We start from the raw sequence: 13,307 nt of genomic DNA on the forward strand, positions 1-13,307 counted from the left end.
CAACCATAACGATCAAGAGACAACCATGCTGCACAGAGCAGATTCCTACGCGCAAGTCGTGTCCGCCTTCCAGTGGCAGGTGCCCGCGGCCTACAACATCGGCGTCGACGTGTGCGACAAATGGGCCGACGGCAGCGGCCGGCTGGCCCTGATCTATGAAAAGAGCGACGGGGCGCAGACGCGCTATACGTTCGATCAGATCAAGGCGCAGTCCAACCAGTTCGCCAACAGCCTGGCGCGCTACGGCATCCGGCGCGGCGACCGCGTCGCCATCTACCTGCCGCAGGCGCCGGAGACCGCAGTCGCCCACGTCGCCGCCTACAAGATGGGCGCGGTGGCGGTGCCGCTGTTCACGCTGTTTGGCGTGGACGCCATCCAGTTCCGGCTGGCCAACAGCGGGGCGTCGGCCCTCGTCACGGACGCGGAAGGCTGCCGCAAGCTGCTGGAAATCCGCGACAGTCTGCCCGATCTGAAAGTGATTTATTGCGTCGATGGCGACGCCGGGGCTGCGGGGGGCACGGTAGGCGCGCTGCCGTTCCACCAAAGCCTGGCGCTCGAATCCGACGCCTTCGACCCGGTCGAGACCGCCGCCGACGACCCGGCCGTCATCATTTACACGTCCGGCACCACCGGCAAGCCCAAGGGCGCGCTGCATGCGCACCGCGTGCTGCTCGGCCACCTGCCGGGCGTGGAGATGTCGCACGAGTTCTTTCCCGAGAACGCCGTGCTGATGTGGACGCCCGCTGACTGGGCCTGGATCGGCGGGCTGCTGGACGTGCTGCTGCCGTCGTGGCACCACGGTGTGCCGGTGCTGGCGCGGCGGTTCGAAAAATTCGATGGCGCCTCGGCGCTGGAACTGATGGCGCGCCACGGCGTGACGCACACCTTCCTGCCGCCGACCGCGCTGAAGATGATGCGCGGCTGCGACTGGCCGGACCACGCCGGGCCGCGCGCGCTGCGCTCGGTGGCCAGCGGCGGCGAATCGCTGGGCGCCGAACTCATCGACTGGGGCCGCCGCGTGCTGGGCGTGACCATCAACGAATTCTACGGCCAGACCGAATGCAACATGATCGTGTCCTCGTGCTCGTCGCTGTTCGACCCCTGCATCGGCGCCATCGGCCGCGCCGCGCCCGGGCATCGGGTCGCTATTGTGGATGACAGGGGGGCCGAAGTGGCCGATGGACAGGAGGGCAACATCGGCGTACTGCGCCCGGATCCCGTCATGTTCCTGGGGTACTGGAAAAACCCGGAGGCCACGGCGGAAAAATTTGCCGGCGATTACCTCCTGACCGGCGACATCGGCGTGCGCGATTCGGAAGGTTTCATCCGCTTTGTGGGCCGCAACGACGACGTCATCACCAGCGCCGGCTACCGGATCGGCCCGGGACCCATCGAAGACTGCCTCATCGGTCACCCCGCGGTGCGCATGGCGGCGGTGGTGGGCATGCCGAATGCTGAGCGTACGGAAATCGTGGTGGCGTTCGTGGTGCTGAACGAGGGTGTGGTGGGCGACGAAGCGCTGGTCAAGGCACTGCAGGCGCATGTCCGCACCCGGCTGGCCGCCCACGAATATCCGCGCGCGATCCGCTTTGTAACCAGTTTGCCCACGACCGCGACCGGCAAGATCATCCGCAGGGAGTTGCGTGCCGGATACCCCGCATAAGCGGACTCACCCGGTGACAATCTCGCCCATGTGGATGGGTTGACTGGCTGCCCGGCGCTGCAAGTATGATTGCGCAAACTGGATACGGCCCCTCTCAATTGGGGCCGTATCACCTTTAGCCAAAGTATGGAGATAGCCCCAATGAATAAGCCTTTGGACGGGGGATTGGCAGCCTTGAACGTGCCCGCGTACGTCAAGCATCGCGGACTGATCGACTGGGTCGCCAGTTTCGTCGCGCTGGCCAAGCCTGATCGCGTGGTGTGGTGCGATGGCTCGCAGGAAGAGTACGACCGCCTGTGCGAGCAGATGGTCCAGGCCGGCACCATGCGCCGGCTCAACCCCGCCAAGCGCCCCAATTCCTATCTTGCGTGGTCCGATCCGTCCGACGTGGCCCGGGTTGAAGACCGCACCTTCATCTGTTCCGACCGCGCCGAAGACGCCGGCCCCACCAACAACTGGGCCGATCCCGCTGAAATGCGCGACACGCTCAACGGTCTGTTCGATGGCGCCATGCGCGGTCGCACGCTGTACGTGGTGCCGTTCTCGATGGGCCCGCTGGGTTCGGACATCGCCCACATCGGCGTCGAACTGTCCGACAGCCCGTACGTGGCCGTGAACATGCGCATCATGACGCGCATGGGCAAGCAGGTCTATGACGTGCTGGGCACCGACGGCGACTTCGTGCCGTGCCTGCACTCGGTCGGCAAGCCGCTGGCCGAAGGCGAAGCCGACGTGGCCTGGCCATGCAACCCCACCAAGTACATCGTCCACTTCCCCAAGACCCGCGAAATCTGGAGCTACGGCTCGGGCTACGGCGGCAACGCGCTGCTGGGCAAGAAGTGCTTCGCGCTGCGCATCGCGTCCACCATGGGCCGCGACCAGGGCTGGCTGGCCGAACACATGCTGATCCTGGGCGTCACCTCGCCCAAGGGCCGCAAGTACCACGTCGCCGCCGCCTTCCCGTCGGCATGCGGCAAGACCAACTTTGCCATGCTGATCCCGCCGCAAGGCATGGACGGCTGGAAGGTCACCACCATCGGCGACGACATCGCCTGGATCAAGCCCGGCCCCGACGGCCGCCTGCACGCCATCAACCCCGAAGCCGGCTATTTCGGCGTGGCCCCGGGCACCAGCGAGCAGACCAACTTCAACGCCATGGCCACGCTCAAGGCCAACGTCATCTTCACCAACGTCGCGCTGACCGACGACGGCGACGTCTGGTGGGAAGGCATGACCAGCACGCCGCCGGCACATCTGGTGGACTGGCAGGGCAAGGACTGGACGCCTGAAATCGCGCGCGAAACCGGCCGCAAGGCCGCGCATCCGAACGCGCGCTTCACCGCGCCGGCCGCGCAGTGCCCGTCCATCGACCCCGAATGGGAAAACCCCAAGGGCGTGGTCATCGACGCGTTCATCTTCGGCGGCCGCCGCTCCACCACCGTGCCGCTCGTCACCGAAGCGCGCAACTGGGTCGAAGGCGTCTACATGGCCGCCACGATGGGCTCGGAAACCACCGCCGCGGCCGCCGGCCAGCAAGGCGTGGTGCGCCGCGACCCGTTCGCCATGCTGCCGTTCTGCGGCTACAACATGAGCGACTACTTCGGCCACTGGTTGAAGCTGGGCAAGCAGCTCGAAGCCGCGGGCGCGACCCTGCCGCGCATCTACTGCGTGAACTGGTTCCGCAAGGGTCCGGACGGCAAGTTCGTCTGGCCTGGCTTTGGCGACAACATGCGCGTGCTGCGCTGGATGCTGGGCCGCATCGACGGCCAGTCCAAGGGCGTGGATCAGGTGTTTGGCGTGTCCCCCAGCTACCAGGACATCGACTGGACCGGCCTGGAATTCAGCCCGGACAAGTTCGAGCAGGTCATGTCGGTCGACGAGAACGCCTGGCGCGAGGAACTGGCGCTGCACCATGAGCTTTTCGGTCAGCTGTCGCAAGGCCTGCCCGACGAACTGCGCACCACCAAGACCGAGATCGAGGGCCGTCTGGCGGCTTGAGGCTGCTGGGGTCTACCGGTTGATCGAACCCGCCTGCATTGACGCAGGCGGGTTTTTTATTGCCGCCGGCTTGAGTGCGCAGGGCGCGTCCGGCGTTCAGGTTGTTCAGGCCGGGGCTTACACCGTCTTGCTCGCCGCGATGCCGTCCAGCGCCTTGGCCACGTCGTCCGGCAACTGCAGCGACGCCGCGGTCAGGTTTTCCTTCAGATGTTTCTGCGAAGACGTGCCGGGAATCAACAGGATGTTCGGCGAGCGGCGCAGCAGCCAAGCCAGCGCGGTCTGCATCGGCGTCGCGCCGATCCGCGCAGCCGCGTCGTTCAGGATGGACGACTGCAACGGGCTGAACCCGCCCAGCGGAAAGAACGGCACGTAGGCGATCCCTTCGCGGGCCAGGTCGTCGATCAGGGCATCGTCGGCCCGGTGGGCGACGTTGTACTGGTTCTGCACGCAGACGATGTCGCAGATGCCGCGGCCTTCTTTCACCTGCGTGGCCGTCACGTTGCTCAACCCGATGTGGCGGATCAGCCCTTGCTGCTGCAGGCCGGCCAGCACGGACAGCGGCGCTTCGATGGACCCTTCCGCCGGGCCATGGACGTCGAACATGGCGCGCAGGTTGACCACGTCCAATACGTCGCGGCCCAGGTTGCGCAGGTTGTCGTGCACCGCGCGGGTCAGCTGCTCGGCCGAGAACGCGGGATTCCACGAGGCATCGTCGCCGCGCACCGCGCCCACCTTCGTCACGATCACCAGATCGTCGGAGTAGGGGGCCAGCGCTTCCCGAATCAATTGATTGGTGATGTGCGGGCCGTAGAAATCGCTGGTGTCGATGTGGTTCACGCCGGCGGCAACCGCGTCGCGCAGCACGGCAAGCGCGGCATCACGGTCCTTCGGCGGACCAAAGACGCCCGGGCCGGCGAGCTGCATGGCGCCATAGCCAAGCCGATAGACCTGGCGTGCGCCGAGGGTGTAGGTGCCGCTGTCTGCGAGTTGGGTCATGTTGGGTTCCTTGTTTCAGTGAAGGAGTGGGGATGGGCAAACGATAGAGCTTTCGCCACTGGCTGATAAGCCAATACAATCCGCACGGCTTGTACGGAAAAATGCACAATGGCGACTGACCTCGATCACCTCCATGCCTTCGTCGCCGTCGCGCGCGCGCGAGGATTTCGCGAAGCGGCCCGGACGGCGGGCACCAGCGCGTCGCGCCTGAGCGACACCGTGCGCCGCCTGGAGGCGCAGCTTGGCGTGCGGCTTTTCAACCGAACGACGCGCTCCGTGGCGCTGACCCAGGCCGGCCAGGAACTGCTGGCCCGGCTGGCGCCCGCGCTGACCGAGGTCGAGGCGGCGCTGGACGCCGTCAACGGGTTCCGCGACAAGCCGGCGGGCACGCTGCGGCTCAACGTGCCGCTAAGCGCGGCCAAGCTGGTGCTGCCGTCCATCGTCCCCGACTTTCTGGCGGCCTATCCCGATATCCGACTGGAGGTCGTTGCCGAGGAAAGCTTTGTCGACGTGCTGGCTGCCGGCTGCGACGCAGGCATCCGCTACGACGACCGGCTGGAACAGGACATGATCGCCGTGCCCATCGGCCCGCGCGTGCAGCGCTTTGCAGCCGGCGCCTCGCCCGACTACCTGAACCGGCGCGGGCGGCCCGCGCATCCCGAAGACCTGATGCAGCACGCCTGCCTGCGCGGCCGCTTTCCCAGCGGGGCGATGCCTGCGTGGGATTTTGAGCGGGGCGGAGAGACCGTGCGTATCGATGCGTCCGGACCGTTGGTCGTGCAGATTGGGGGCGCGGTCGATCTCGCTGTAGACGTCGCCATCGCGGGGGCGGGCGTCATGTATCTGTTCGAAGATTGGCTGCGCCCGCACTTTGAAAGCGGGGCGCTGGAGCCCGTGCTGGAGCCGTGGTGGCCGCAGTTTTCGGGGCCATTTCTGTACTACTCGGGCCGTCGCCTGGTGCCGTCGCCGCTGAAGGCGCTGATCGACTTCATCAAGGCGCGGCCGTTTCCTTGAGCGGCGCGCCGCGTCTCGCCGCCCCGCGCCGTTTGATGCACAATCGCCTGATGCACCTGGATCCCGAAGACCTCGCCAAGATCACGTCCCTGACGCTCGCCCATTACGAAGAGAACGCCGATTCCTTCCAGGCCGGCACGCGGGACCACGACGTCAGCCAGAACATCGCCGCGTTGCTGCGGCACATTGACGGTGAACCGCCGTTCGACATCCTCGATCTGGGTTGCGGGCCGGGGCGCGACCTGAAGACCTTCCTCGCGATGGGACACCGGCCCGTGGGCCTTGACGGCACGCCGCGTTTCGTGGAAATGGCGCGTGCGGCAAGCGGGTGCGAGGTCTGGGAGCAGGACTTCCTGCGGCTCCAACTGCCCGCGGCGCGCTTTGACGGCATCTTCGCCAACGCCGTGCTGTTTCATGTGCCGGGGCAGGAACTGCCGCGTGTGCTCAAGGAGTTGCGGGCAGCACTGCGGCCACGCGGGGTGCTGTTCAGTTCCAATCCCCGGGGCGGCAACCAGGAAGGCTGGAATCGCGGGCGCTATGGGGCGTACCACGATCTCGACGGCTGGCGTGCGCTGATGGAGGCCGCCGGATTCGAAGAGCTTGAGCATTACTACCGGCCCGATGGACTGCCGCGCGAGCAGCAGCCGTGGCTGGCTAGTGTGTGGCGCCGGCGGGATTAGCGGGGCGGAACTGAAAGGCGTCGATGAGCGGCTATCCCGTGGCCAGGCAATCGGGGGCAGACGGCAGAGCGGCCGCCTCCTCGCGTCGCGTCATTCAGGTGGCCGGTTCAAAACTCGCTCGTAGTGACTCAGGTCAGCGTCCGAAAAGCAGCAGAAGATGACCTCTTGAATTGAAGAATCCCTGGACAGGCTTACACGAACGGTATCGACCGCAATCTGCGCCGCCAAATCAATGGGATAGCCATAGATGCCGGTACTGATGCTGGGAAACGCAATCGAAGCTACGCCTTTTTCCTCCGCCAGCGCAATGCAGCGTTGATAGCAGCTTGCCAGGAGCGCCGGCTCCCCGTTATTCCCCCCGCGCCAAACCGGGCCCACCGTGTGAATGATGAAGCGCGCGGGCAGCCGATATCCGCCGGTCACCTTTGCGTCGCCCGTCTTGCATCCGCCAAGCAGCCGGCACTCATGCACCAGATCAGGTCCCGCGGCACGATGAATCGCGCCATCTACGCCGCCACCGCCCAGCAATGAGGAATTGGCGGCATTGACGATCGCGTCCACTTGAAGCTTGGTGATGTCTGAGCGGATGGCTCGCAGTGGGGTGGGCATTTGAATTCTCCTCGTGACGGGAATGCAGCGGCATTATCCCGGCGCCATTCAAGTGGTCAACCGCCGGCACTTCTGCCGCACCGACGTGTCGGACGGCCACTTTATCGCCAAGCCGAGCGTGTCTGACGGCTGCTTTATCGCCGATTCCGAGCGTGTTTGATGGCTACTTTATCGCCATTTCCAGGCGCCCTCGGCCGAACTCCTGGGATCAATACCGGCCGACTACAATGAGCGCCGCCCACGCAGGTCGCTGGGTGTCCATCGCTGACCACCGCTCAGTGGCGCCGGCGCAGGAAATCCGCTTTCCCTCTCGACGTCCCTTTCATGGTTGCCTCCACGCTCGTTGGCATGCTGTGCGCACACCTGCTGTGCTTTTCCGGCATGTTCCTGCTTATCAGCCGTCGCCTGCCAGAAAACAGGATGGGGATGGACGTCTTCGCCGTCGGCAATCTGCTGCTCGCGGCGGCCTACATCCTGCAACTGGTCGAAGGCGGTCCCGCCTGGAGCGTGATGAGCGTCGTCAATCACTGCCTGACGCTGGCCGCGCCAATCGCGTACCTGCTTGGCGCCATGCGATTCTTCGGACGCCAGGTGCGCCTGTGGTTGCCGCTGGCGGTGTTTTGCCTGGTGTATGGGTTACTGCAGTGGCTGGTGCAATGGCAATTCGGACCGGAAGCGCGCTACGCCATGCTGGCCGCGTCAGCGACGCTGCTCTTCTTCGCAATGACCGTCACGGTGCTGTGCGGCACGCGCACCTTCGCCAAAGACTTGCGCGCAGAGATGATCTTCTTCGCGTGCCTGATCGGCGGAATCTGTGTGCTGAACGCGCTGAAGTTTCTGAAGATTACGGAAGGCGGCCTGGACGCGCTGCACATGGACAGCCGCTTCCAGATGATTTTCTACATCTATATGTCGACGCTTGCCACCATCGTGCCGCCTTCCATTGTCTGGCTCGTGCTGCGCCGGCTGACCGATAGTCTACGCAATATGGCGGCGCGGGATCCGATGACGGATCTGCTTAATCGCCGGGGACTGACGGAGGCGCTAGTTCAATACTTCAACGGCCGGAACGCGGCGCCTGCGTATTTGCTGGTGTTGGATGTCGATCATTTCAAGCGGATCAACGACAGCTACGGCCATCAGGCGGGCGATGAGGTGATTTGCCAGGTGGCGGGGCTGCTTCGTGCTGGTGTGCGGCGTGGGGATTTGACCGGGCGGATCGGGGGAGAGGAGTTTGTCGCTGTGCTGCTAGAAGCGGACTTGGCAGACGTCATGGTCCTGGCGGAACGGCTGCGCGCCAGCCTTGAGAACCAGCCGATCCACGTCACCGGCGGCCACGAACCGCTGCACTGCACGGTCACGATCGGCGTTTCGTCAAGATTTAATGGAGCGAATAGTTTGGCGGGGGCGCTTCGGGAGGCAGATGCGGCGCTTTATCGAGGGAAGGCCGGGGGGCGGAATCGGGTAGAAGTGGGCGGTAGTGACGCCGAAAGCGCGATCACCGGAGTGGCGTTAGTGAAGGAAAGTTGTGAGCCATTTACATTTGATGGGGACGACGCATCGCAGCCCCGCCGTCTACGTGGGTCCTAATCGCGACGTGCGGGGACGTCCGTAAATGTCTGCTTCCGGGCAGGAACGCACTTTCCCTCACAGTTCCTAATCTACGAAATTTTCGAGGTTCCATGAGACCACTGGAGCGCCAACGACCCGTTGCGCCTGGACCTTCTCCACGATTGCTTTCCTGTGTGCAGCACCCACAAGAAACACTAGTTGAGTGAGTGCGGTGCGGCTGCAATAGCCATTGATTTTCTCAAGTATTCCGGTCTCGCGACGGTCATGCGTCTCGCTCCAGAGCGCGTAGCACCGTTGCAATTTTGCGTCGCCGATCCATTCGACAGTTGCACGCATCTCATCGTAGATCGCTGCCCATGCTTGAGCGCAACGATCGCTGTTGAGGTATGGAAAACCGAGATCTCTCGTGGCTTGGCTGTGCTGATCCACCAGGCGACGATACGCGACGCTCGTTTGTTCGACCTTGTCGAACAGCTCCTTTGATTTTTGAAAGAATTCGTCGCTTGGCTTATCCAAGTCTACAGGCACTACGTCTACCGGCCAGCACTTGCGATAGCGGGCGACAGCAGCAGATTTCGAGACAGCCGAGAGAGCCATCGATATAGTCATCAAGATTGGCGGTTGGAATTTCAGCGAAGATGACGTCAGGCTGAAGGCGGTCAAGGATCGTCTGCAATTCCGACAAATTGGCACGCCCACATTCGGCGTGGACGGTTCCGATCAACGATATACGCATCAAATTTACTCTTGGGAGGCAGACTTGGTGGCGCCTGAAAGCGTTATAGCCGAAACTGTCCGCTGAGGGGCGGAAGCCTGCCGTCACCAACGACTGCCCGCCGCCCTGAGCGATCATTAGTTCCGGTCTCTTCTTGTGATCGATGAAAATTCGGGGGAGTTTCCACGCAGACGAGAGCATTGGCATAATTGAGCGCTTTTGGCATTTTTCGCCCGAGGCGCTCAGCCAGCCGGTACAAGCCTTCTAGAACCGCCATAAAGCGACCGCTTCCCAACCCAGCATCCCAGCACCAAAAGCGCGGCATAAACCACGAGCATCACCTCCGACACCACATTGGAATCCGCGGCGCGTATCAGTTGGTCCCAAGTCATCGCTCGAATCGCCAGAAAGCCTAGTCCAACCCCCAGCACCTGTGCCAGCCAGAACGCCAGCGTACCGAGGACGACTGCCCGTCCTTGGCGCGCGTCACCGATCGAGTGCGGCAGAATCCTCAGGCAAACGACGGTGCACAGCGCCAGAAGCAGAACTGGCAGGATCAGGAAGCCGAGCGCGTATTGCAGCCAACCCACGGTGAGCGACTGCGCGTTCAGGTAGCTGCCCATGGCGATGCACACGCTCAGTTGCCAGCCCAGGATCATCAACCCGGCACTCCAGGCCGCGTGGCGTTGTTCATACGCCGGGCCACCGGCTTGGTCCGCGGGCTGCACGGTCAGCGTGGCGATGCGCACGGCGAGATATGCGCCCAGGACTTCCAAGGCAACGGCCAGGGCACCGAGGAACAGGCCCCACGTCAGGAATTTGTTGGCCGTGCCAGCGTGTTGCGCGGCGTACAGGACCAGCGCGCTTTGCAGATAGATCATGAGGGCCGACACGGCCAGCGAGAACACCAGCGTCAAGATGATGACGATGCCGAAAAGCTTTCCGGCGCGTTCACGGCGTGCGTATTTTGCTGCCGCAGCCAGCGATGCGTGGTGCTCCATACGGTCAAACCGACAAAGATGGACGAGGCCGCGATGTTTGCCAGAAATGGCACCAGGTACTGCGGAAGGCTGAACGTCTCGCGCAGTTGCGCGGATTCGGGCAATCCGATCAACGTGTAGCCTTGCAGCAGCGCGGCGTAGGCCACGCGCACGATGACGACTGTCAATGCCAGGCGCAAAGCGAGAGAGCAGGGGGAGCGGGCGGGAGCGGTCATCGACGTTGTGCGTAAGTGGCCAGAGACAGCAGCGGAAGAATTAGGGATCGACCATAGCACGGCGCTACCGCAGAACGACATACCGCTCCGCGACGCGCTGACGCCCGCTGCTTTTGCCCGCACGGTGATTGGCGCGAGGGCGCGGGCGCCCGCGAGGCGCCATTTGGATAAGCAGGTTCACGCTGCGCCAGGCAACGTCCGTGATCGTCAGATCTGCAACGCCCAAAACGCGACCGCGCCCGCATGCCGGTAACTGGCATGCGGGCGCGGGTCACTGGCGGCGCGCTAGCCTCAATGCATCTGCCCGTACTTCCCGGCGTTGAAGTCCTGGATGGCCTCCACGATTTCGGCCTGCGAGTTCATCACGAAGGGCCCGTAGCCAACGACCGGCTCATCGATCGGCTCGCCGCTCAGGATCAGGAACACGGCGTCGTTATTCGCTTCGACCGTGATGTCCTCTCCCTCTTGCGAGAACAGCGCCAACTGCGCATCCCGCGCGACAGCTTCGCCGTTGACCAGCACCGTGCCGCGCAACATCACGAGCATGCTGTTGCGGCCCGCCGGTATCGGGAAGGTCGCCGTCTTACCCGCCGCCAGCTTCACATCCCAGACATCCATCGGCGTGAAAGTCCGCGCCGGACCCGTCTGGCCACCGTAGCTGCCCGCGATCACGCGCAGCGAACCCGCGTCATCCGGCAACGCCACGACCGGGATGTCCGCATTGAGAATGCCCTGATAACCGGCCGGCGCCTTCTTGTCCTTGGCGGGCAGGTTGACCCAGAGCTGCACCATCTCCAGTTTTCCGCCCGTACGGGTGAAGGCGTGGGAATGGAATTCCTCGTGCAGGATGCCCGACGCCGCCGTCATCCACTGGACGTCGCCGGGGCCGATGACGCCGCCGTTGCCGGTGGAGTCGCGGTGTTCGACTTCGCCGCTGTAGACGATGGTCACGGTTTCGAAGCCGCGATGCGGATGCTGGCCGACGCCGCGGGGCTGGCTGGCAGGGCCGAATTCGGCGGGGCCGGCGTAGTCCAGCAGCAGGAACGGGCTGGTGTCGCGGCCCTTGTCGTTGTACGAGAACATGGAGCGCACCGGAAATCCGTCGCCCACCCAGTGGGGACGGGGGCTGGCGTGCACGCCTAGGATCTTCTTCATGGTGAGGTTTCCTGTTGCGCGGCCCCTTCGGGGCCGTTCGTCATAGGCAAGAAGATAAGGGCGGAATGCCGATATCGGTAGTGCCCGTGGCTGATAAGCACTGTTCCATGGGGCGAACGATCATCGCGCGGCGGCAAGTCACGCCCGCGCCGGGCAGGTATCCTTCCGGGCATGGACAAGATCAGGGACGAAATCGCGGCGGCGCGGTTTGAGACGGTGGTGACGGGATTTGCCCCGGTCGTGGGGGAGGGTGCGCGCGTGCTGGTGCTGGGCTCCATGCCCGGCGTGGCCTCGCTGCGGCAGGTGCAGTACTACGCGCATCCGCGCAATGCGTTCTGGCCCCTGGCAGCGCGGATCTACGGGTTTGATCCGGGCCTGGCCTACGACGAGCGCTTGCGTGCGTTGCAGGCTAACGGCGTGGCGCTGTGGGATGTGTTGCAGGCCTGCGAGCGGCCGGGCAGTCTGGATGCCGACATCCGGGGCGATACGCTGGTGCCGAACGATTTCCAGGCATTTTTGAGCCTTCACCCGTCCATCGGGCGCATCTGCTTCAATGGTGCGAAGGCCGCGGCAATGTTCCGGCGGCATGTGCTCCCGACGTTGCAGGCGCCCGGGCTCGACATTTACGAGCTGCCCTCGACGAGTCCCGCCCACGCGGCGGCCAGTTTCGAGCAGAAACTGACGGCGTGGGAGCCCGCTTTGAAGTTTTCGACGCGCTGAAACTGCAGCCCGTGGCCAGATCGCATGGCGTAATTCCCGACCACCCCTCGCGCCAACCGCGATTGCGCCGTTCCACGCCGCCTCGACTCCGTCCCCCAATTGACAGATATCAAGGCTCTATATAACTACAGGTGATAAGTTAATTTCCGTAACACTTAAACGTTTCGGAGTTTAACGATGCACACCCCCCACAGCCCCCCGGAAACGCCGCTCCCGGGCAAACGCGGTTTCCTGAAAGGGCTCCTAGGCCTGGGCGCCGCCGCCTCGGTCATTCCCATCCACGCTGAGGCCGCGCCGGGGCTCAATGGCCAACCGCCGCGCCGGCCCGGCATGGCCGGCAAGCGCTACGGCATGGTCGTCGACATGCGCAAGTGCATCGGCTGCCAGTCCTGTACGGTGAGCTGTTCGCTGGAAAACGTACCGCCCATCGGACAGTTCCGCACCACCGTCCTGCAGTACGAAGTCACGCCCGATAGCGGCGGCCCCTGTTCGATGGTGATGCTGCCGCGCCTGTGCAACCACTGCGACAAGCCGCCCTGTGTGCCGGTCTGTCCGGTGCAGGCCACGTTTCAGCGCGAGGACGGCATCGTGCTGGTCGACAACGCGCGCTGCGTGGGTTGCGGCTATTGCGTGCAGGCCTGTCCCTATGACGCCCGCTTCATCAATCACGAGACCCAGACTGCGGACAAATGCACGTTCTGCGAGCACCGGCTGGAAGCCGGACTGCTGCCGGCCTGCGTGGAAAGCTGCGTTGGCGGCGCGCGCGTGATCGGCGACATGAACGATCCGGACAGCGCGATATCCCGGATGCTGGCCGAACACAAGGCCGACATCAAGGTGCTCAAGCCCGAGATGAAGACCGATCCCCACGTCTTTTACATCGGCCTGCCCGATGCGTTCGTGCACCAGGTCGACGGCCAGGCCGGCGTGCGCCTGGCGGGTGGTCACTGACACGGAAGGGGAGACTCT

14 protein-coding genes are annotated in these 13,307 nt (G+C 64.2%); 8 read left to right on the forward strand and 6 right to left on the reverse strand.

The window, feature by feature from the left end; all coding sequences use genetic code 11:
* Positions 1–25 precede the first annotated feature (25 nt).
* Both B3098_RS00825 and B3098_RS00830 read left to right on the forward strand, forming a co-directional pair.
* Positions 26–1,663, forward strand: coding sequence for an acyl-CoA synthetase (locus tag B3098_RS00825; RefSeq protein ID WP_286890130.1), 1,638 nt, complete (start codon positions 26–28; stop codon positions 1,661–1,663).
* A 141-nt stretch (positions 1,664–1,804) separates the two neighbouring features.
* Positions 1,805–3,661, forward strand: coding sequence for a phosphoenolpyruvate carboxykinase (GTP) (locus tag B3098_RS00830; RefSeq protein WP_175124104.1), 1,857 nt, complete (start codon positions 1,805–1,807; stop codon positions 3,659–3,661).
* A 117-nt stretch (positions 3,662–3,778) separates the two neighbouring features.
* Here B3098_RS00830 and B3098_RS00835 read toward each other — a convergent pair whose 3' ends face one another.
* Entirely contained in the window at positions 3,779–4,657 is an 879-nt protein-coding gene (locus B3098_RS00835; RefSeq protein ID WP_279973326.1) for an aldo/keto reductase family oxidoreductase, read from the reverse strand.
* 108 nt (positions 4,658–4,765) lie between these two features.
* Here B3098_RS00835 and B3098_RS00840 point away from each other — a divergent pair, with 108 nt between their 5' ends.
* Both B3098_RS00840 and B3098_RS00845 read left to right on the forward strand, forming a co-directional pair.
* Positions 4,766–5,671, forward strand: a complete 906-nt coding sequence (locus tag B3098_RS00840) for a LysR family transcriptional regulator (protein WP_279973324.1) — start codon at positions 4,766–4,768, stop codon at positions 5,669–5,671.
* Positions 5,672–5,721: 50 nt separating this feature from the next.
* The gene (locus B3098_RS00845) at positions 5,722–6,351 is read left to right on the forward strand and encodes a class I SAM-dependent DNA methyltransferase (RefSeq protein ID WP_286890376.1); all 630 of its coding nucleotides are present in this window, start codon (positions 5,722–5,724) and stop codon (positions 6,349–6,351) included.
* Positions 6,352–6,441: 90 nt separating this feature from the next.
* Here the strand turns inward: B3098_RS00845 and B3098_RS00850 are convergent, their stop codons facing one another.
* Complete coding sequence (locus B3098_RS00850) at positions 6,442–6,960, reverse strand: O-acetyl-ADP-ribose deacetylase (protein ID WP_279973323.1); 519 nt, start codon at positions 6,958–6,960, stop codon at positions 6,442–6,444.
* A gap of 13 nt (positions 6,961–6,973) precedes the next feature.
* On the opposite strand from B3098_RS00850, the gene B3098_RS00855 reads away from it, so the two are divergent.
* Together B3098_RS00855 and B3098_RS00860 are read left to right on the forward strand one after the other, a co-directional pair.
* Positions 6,974–7,120, forward strand: a complete 147-nt coding sequence (locus B3098_RS00855; protein ID WP_279973321.1) for a hypothetical protein — start codon at positions 6,974–6,976, stop codon at positions 7,118–7,120.
* 164 nt (positions 7,121–7,284) lie between these two features.
* Positions 7,285–8,550, forward strand: a complete 1,266-nt coding sequence (locus B3098_RS00860) for a sensor domain-containing diguanylate cyclase (protein WP_286890132.1) — start codon at positions 7,285–7,287, stop codon at positions 8,548–8,550.
* Between the two features lie 66 nt (positions 8,551–8,616).
* Here B3098_RS00860 and B3098_RS00865 read toward each other — a convergent pair whose 3' ends face one another.
* The 4 genes from B3098_RS00865 to B3098_RS00880 all read right to left on the reverse strand — a co-directional run bounded on the left by B3098_RS00865 (position 8,617) and on the right by B3098_RS00880 (position 11,618).
* Positions 8,617–9,195 (reverse strand): hypothetical protein, encoded by a 579-nt coding sequence (locus tag B3098_RS00865; protein WP_286890134.1) that lies wholly within the window; start codon positions 9,193–9,195, stop codon positions 8,617–8,619.
* A 294-nt stretch (positions 9,196–9,489) separates the two neighbouring features.
* The gene (locus B3098_RS00870; RefSeq protein WP_286890136.1) at positions 9,490–10,248 is read right to left on the reverse strand and encodes a hypothetical protein; all 759 of its coding nucleotides are present in this window, start codon (positions 10,246–10,248) and stop codon (positions 9,490–9,492) included.
* Positions 10,161–10,463 (reverse strand): hypothetical protein, encoded by a 303-nt coding sequence (locus B3098_RS00875; protein WP_286890138.1) that lies wholly within the window; start codon positions 10,461–10,463, stop codon positions 10,161–10,163. Before B3098_RS00875 ends, B3098_RS00870 begins: the two co-directional genes overlap by 88 nt.
* Positions 10,464–10,754: 291 nt before the next feature.
* Positions 10,755–11,618 carry a pirin family protein gene (locus B3098_RS00880; protein ID WP_218343428.1) on the reverse strand — a complete coding sequence of 288 codons (864 nt, stop codon included), beginning with the start codon at positions 11,616–11,618 and terminating at the stop codon, positions 10,755–10,757.
* 171 nt (positions 11,619–11,789) lie between these two features.
* On the opposite strand from B3098_RS00880, the gene B3098_RS00885 reads away from it, so the two are divergent.
* On the forward strand, positions 11,790–12,338 hold the full coding sequence (locus B3098_RS00885) for a DNA-deoxyinosine glycosylase (RefSeq protein WP_286890140.1): 549 nt from the start codon (positions 11,790–11,792) through the stop codon (positions 12,336–12,338).
* Between the two features lie 177 nt (positions 12,339–12,515).
* The gene (gene dsrO, locus B3098_RS00890) at positions 12,516–13,289 is read left to right on the forward strand and encodes a sulfate reduction electron transfer complex DsrMKJOP subunit DsrO (RefSeq protein WP_279973306.1); all 774 of its coding nucleotides are present in this window, start codon (positions 12,516–12,518) and stop codon (positions 13,287–13,289) included.
* Positions 13,290–13,307: the final 18 nt, after the last annotated feature.

Origin of the sequence: Achromobacter sp. UBA2119 (assembly GCF_002331005.1) — a bacterium.
Lineage (GTDB): Bacteria > Pseudomonadota > Gammaproteobacteria > Burkholderiales > Burkholderiaceae_B > Achromobacter > Achromobacter animicus.

What these genes read in the sequence shown, in the direction of transcription:
- B3098_RS00825 (WP_286890130.1), top strand. Translation starts at nt 26, where the DNA reads ATGCTGCACAGAGCAGATTCCTACGCGCAAGTCGTGTCCGCCTTCCAG.
- B3098_RS00830 (WP_175124104.1), top strand. Translation starts at nt 1,805, where the DNA reads ATGAATAAGCCTTTGGACGGGGGATTGGCAGCCTTGAACGTGCCCGCG.
- B3098_RS00835 (WP_279973326.1), bottom strand. Translation starts at nt 4,657, where the DNA reads ATGACCCAACTCGCAGACAGCGGCACCTACACCCTCGGCGCACGCCAG.
- B3098_RS00840 (WP_279973324.1), top strand. Translation starts at nt 4,766, where the DNA reads ATGGCGACTGACCTCGATCACCTCCATGCCTTCGTCGCCGTCGCGCGC.
- B3098_RS00845 (WP_286890376.1), top strand. Translation starts at nt 5,722, where the DNA reads ATGCACCTGGATCCCGAAGACCTCGCCAAGATCACGTCCCTGACGCTC.
- B3098_RS00850 (WP_279973323.1), bottom strand. Translation starts at nt 6,960, where the DNA reads ATGCCCACCCCACTGCGAGCCATCCGCTCAGACATCACCAAGCTTCAA.
- B3098_RS00860 (WP_286890132.1), top strand. Translation starts at nt 7,285, where the DNA reads ATGGTTGCCTCCACGCTCGTTGGCATGCTGTGCGCACACCTGCTGTGC.
- B3098_RS00870 (WP_286890136.1), bottom strand. Translation starts at nt 10,248, where the DNA reads ATGGAGCACCACGCATCGCTGGCTGCGGCAGCAAAATACGCACGCCGT.
- B3098_RS00875 (WP_286890138.1), bottom strand. Translation starts at nt 10,463, where the DNA reads ATGACCGCTCCCGCCCGCTCCCCCTGCTCTCTCGCTTTGCGCCTGGCA.
- B3098_RS00880 (WP_218343428.1), bottom strand. Translation starts at nt 11,618, where the DNA reads ATGAAGAAGATCCTAGGCGTGCACGCCAGCCCCCGTCCCCACTGGGTG.
- B3098_RS00885 (WP_286890140.1), top strand. Translation starts at nt 11,790, where the DNA reads ATGGACAAGATCAGGGACGAAATCGCGGCGGCGCGGTTTGAGACGGTG.
- dsrO (WP_279973306.1), top strand. Translation starts at nt 12,516, where the DNA reads ATGCACACCCCCCACAGCCCCCCGGAAACGCCGCTCCCGGGCAAACGC.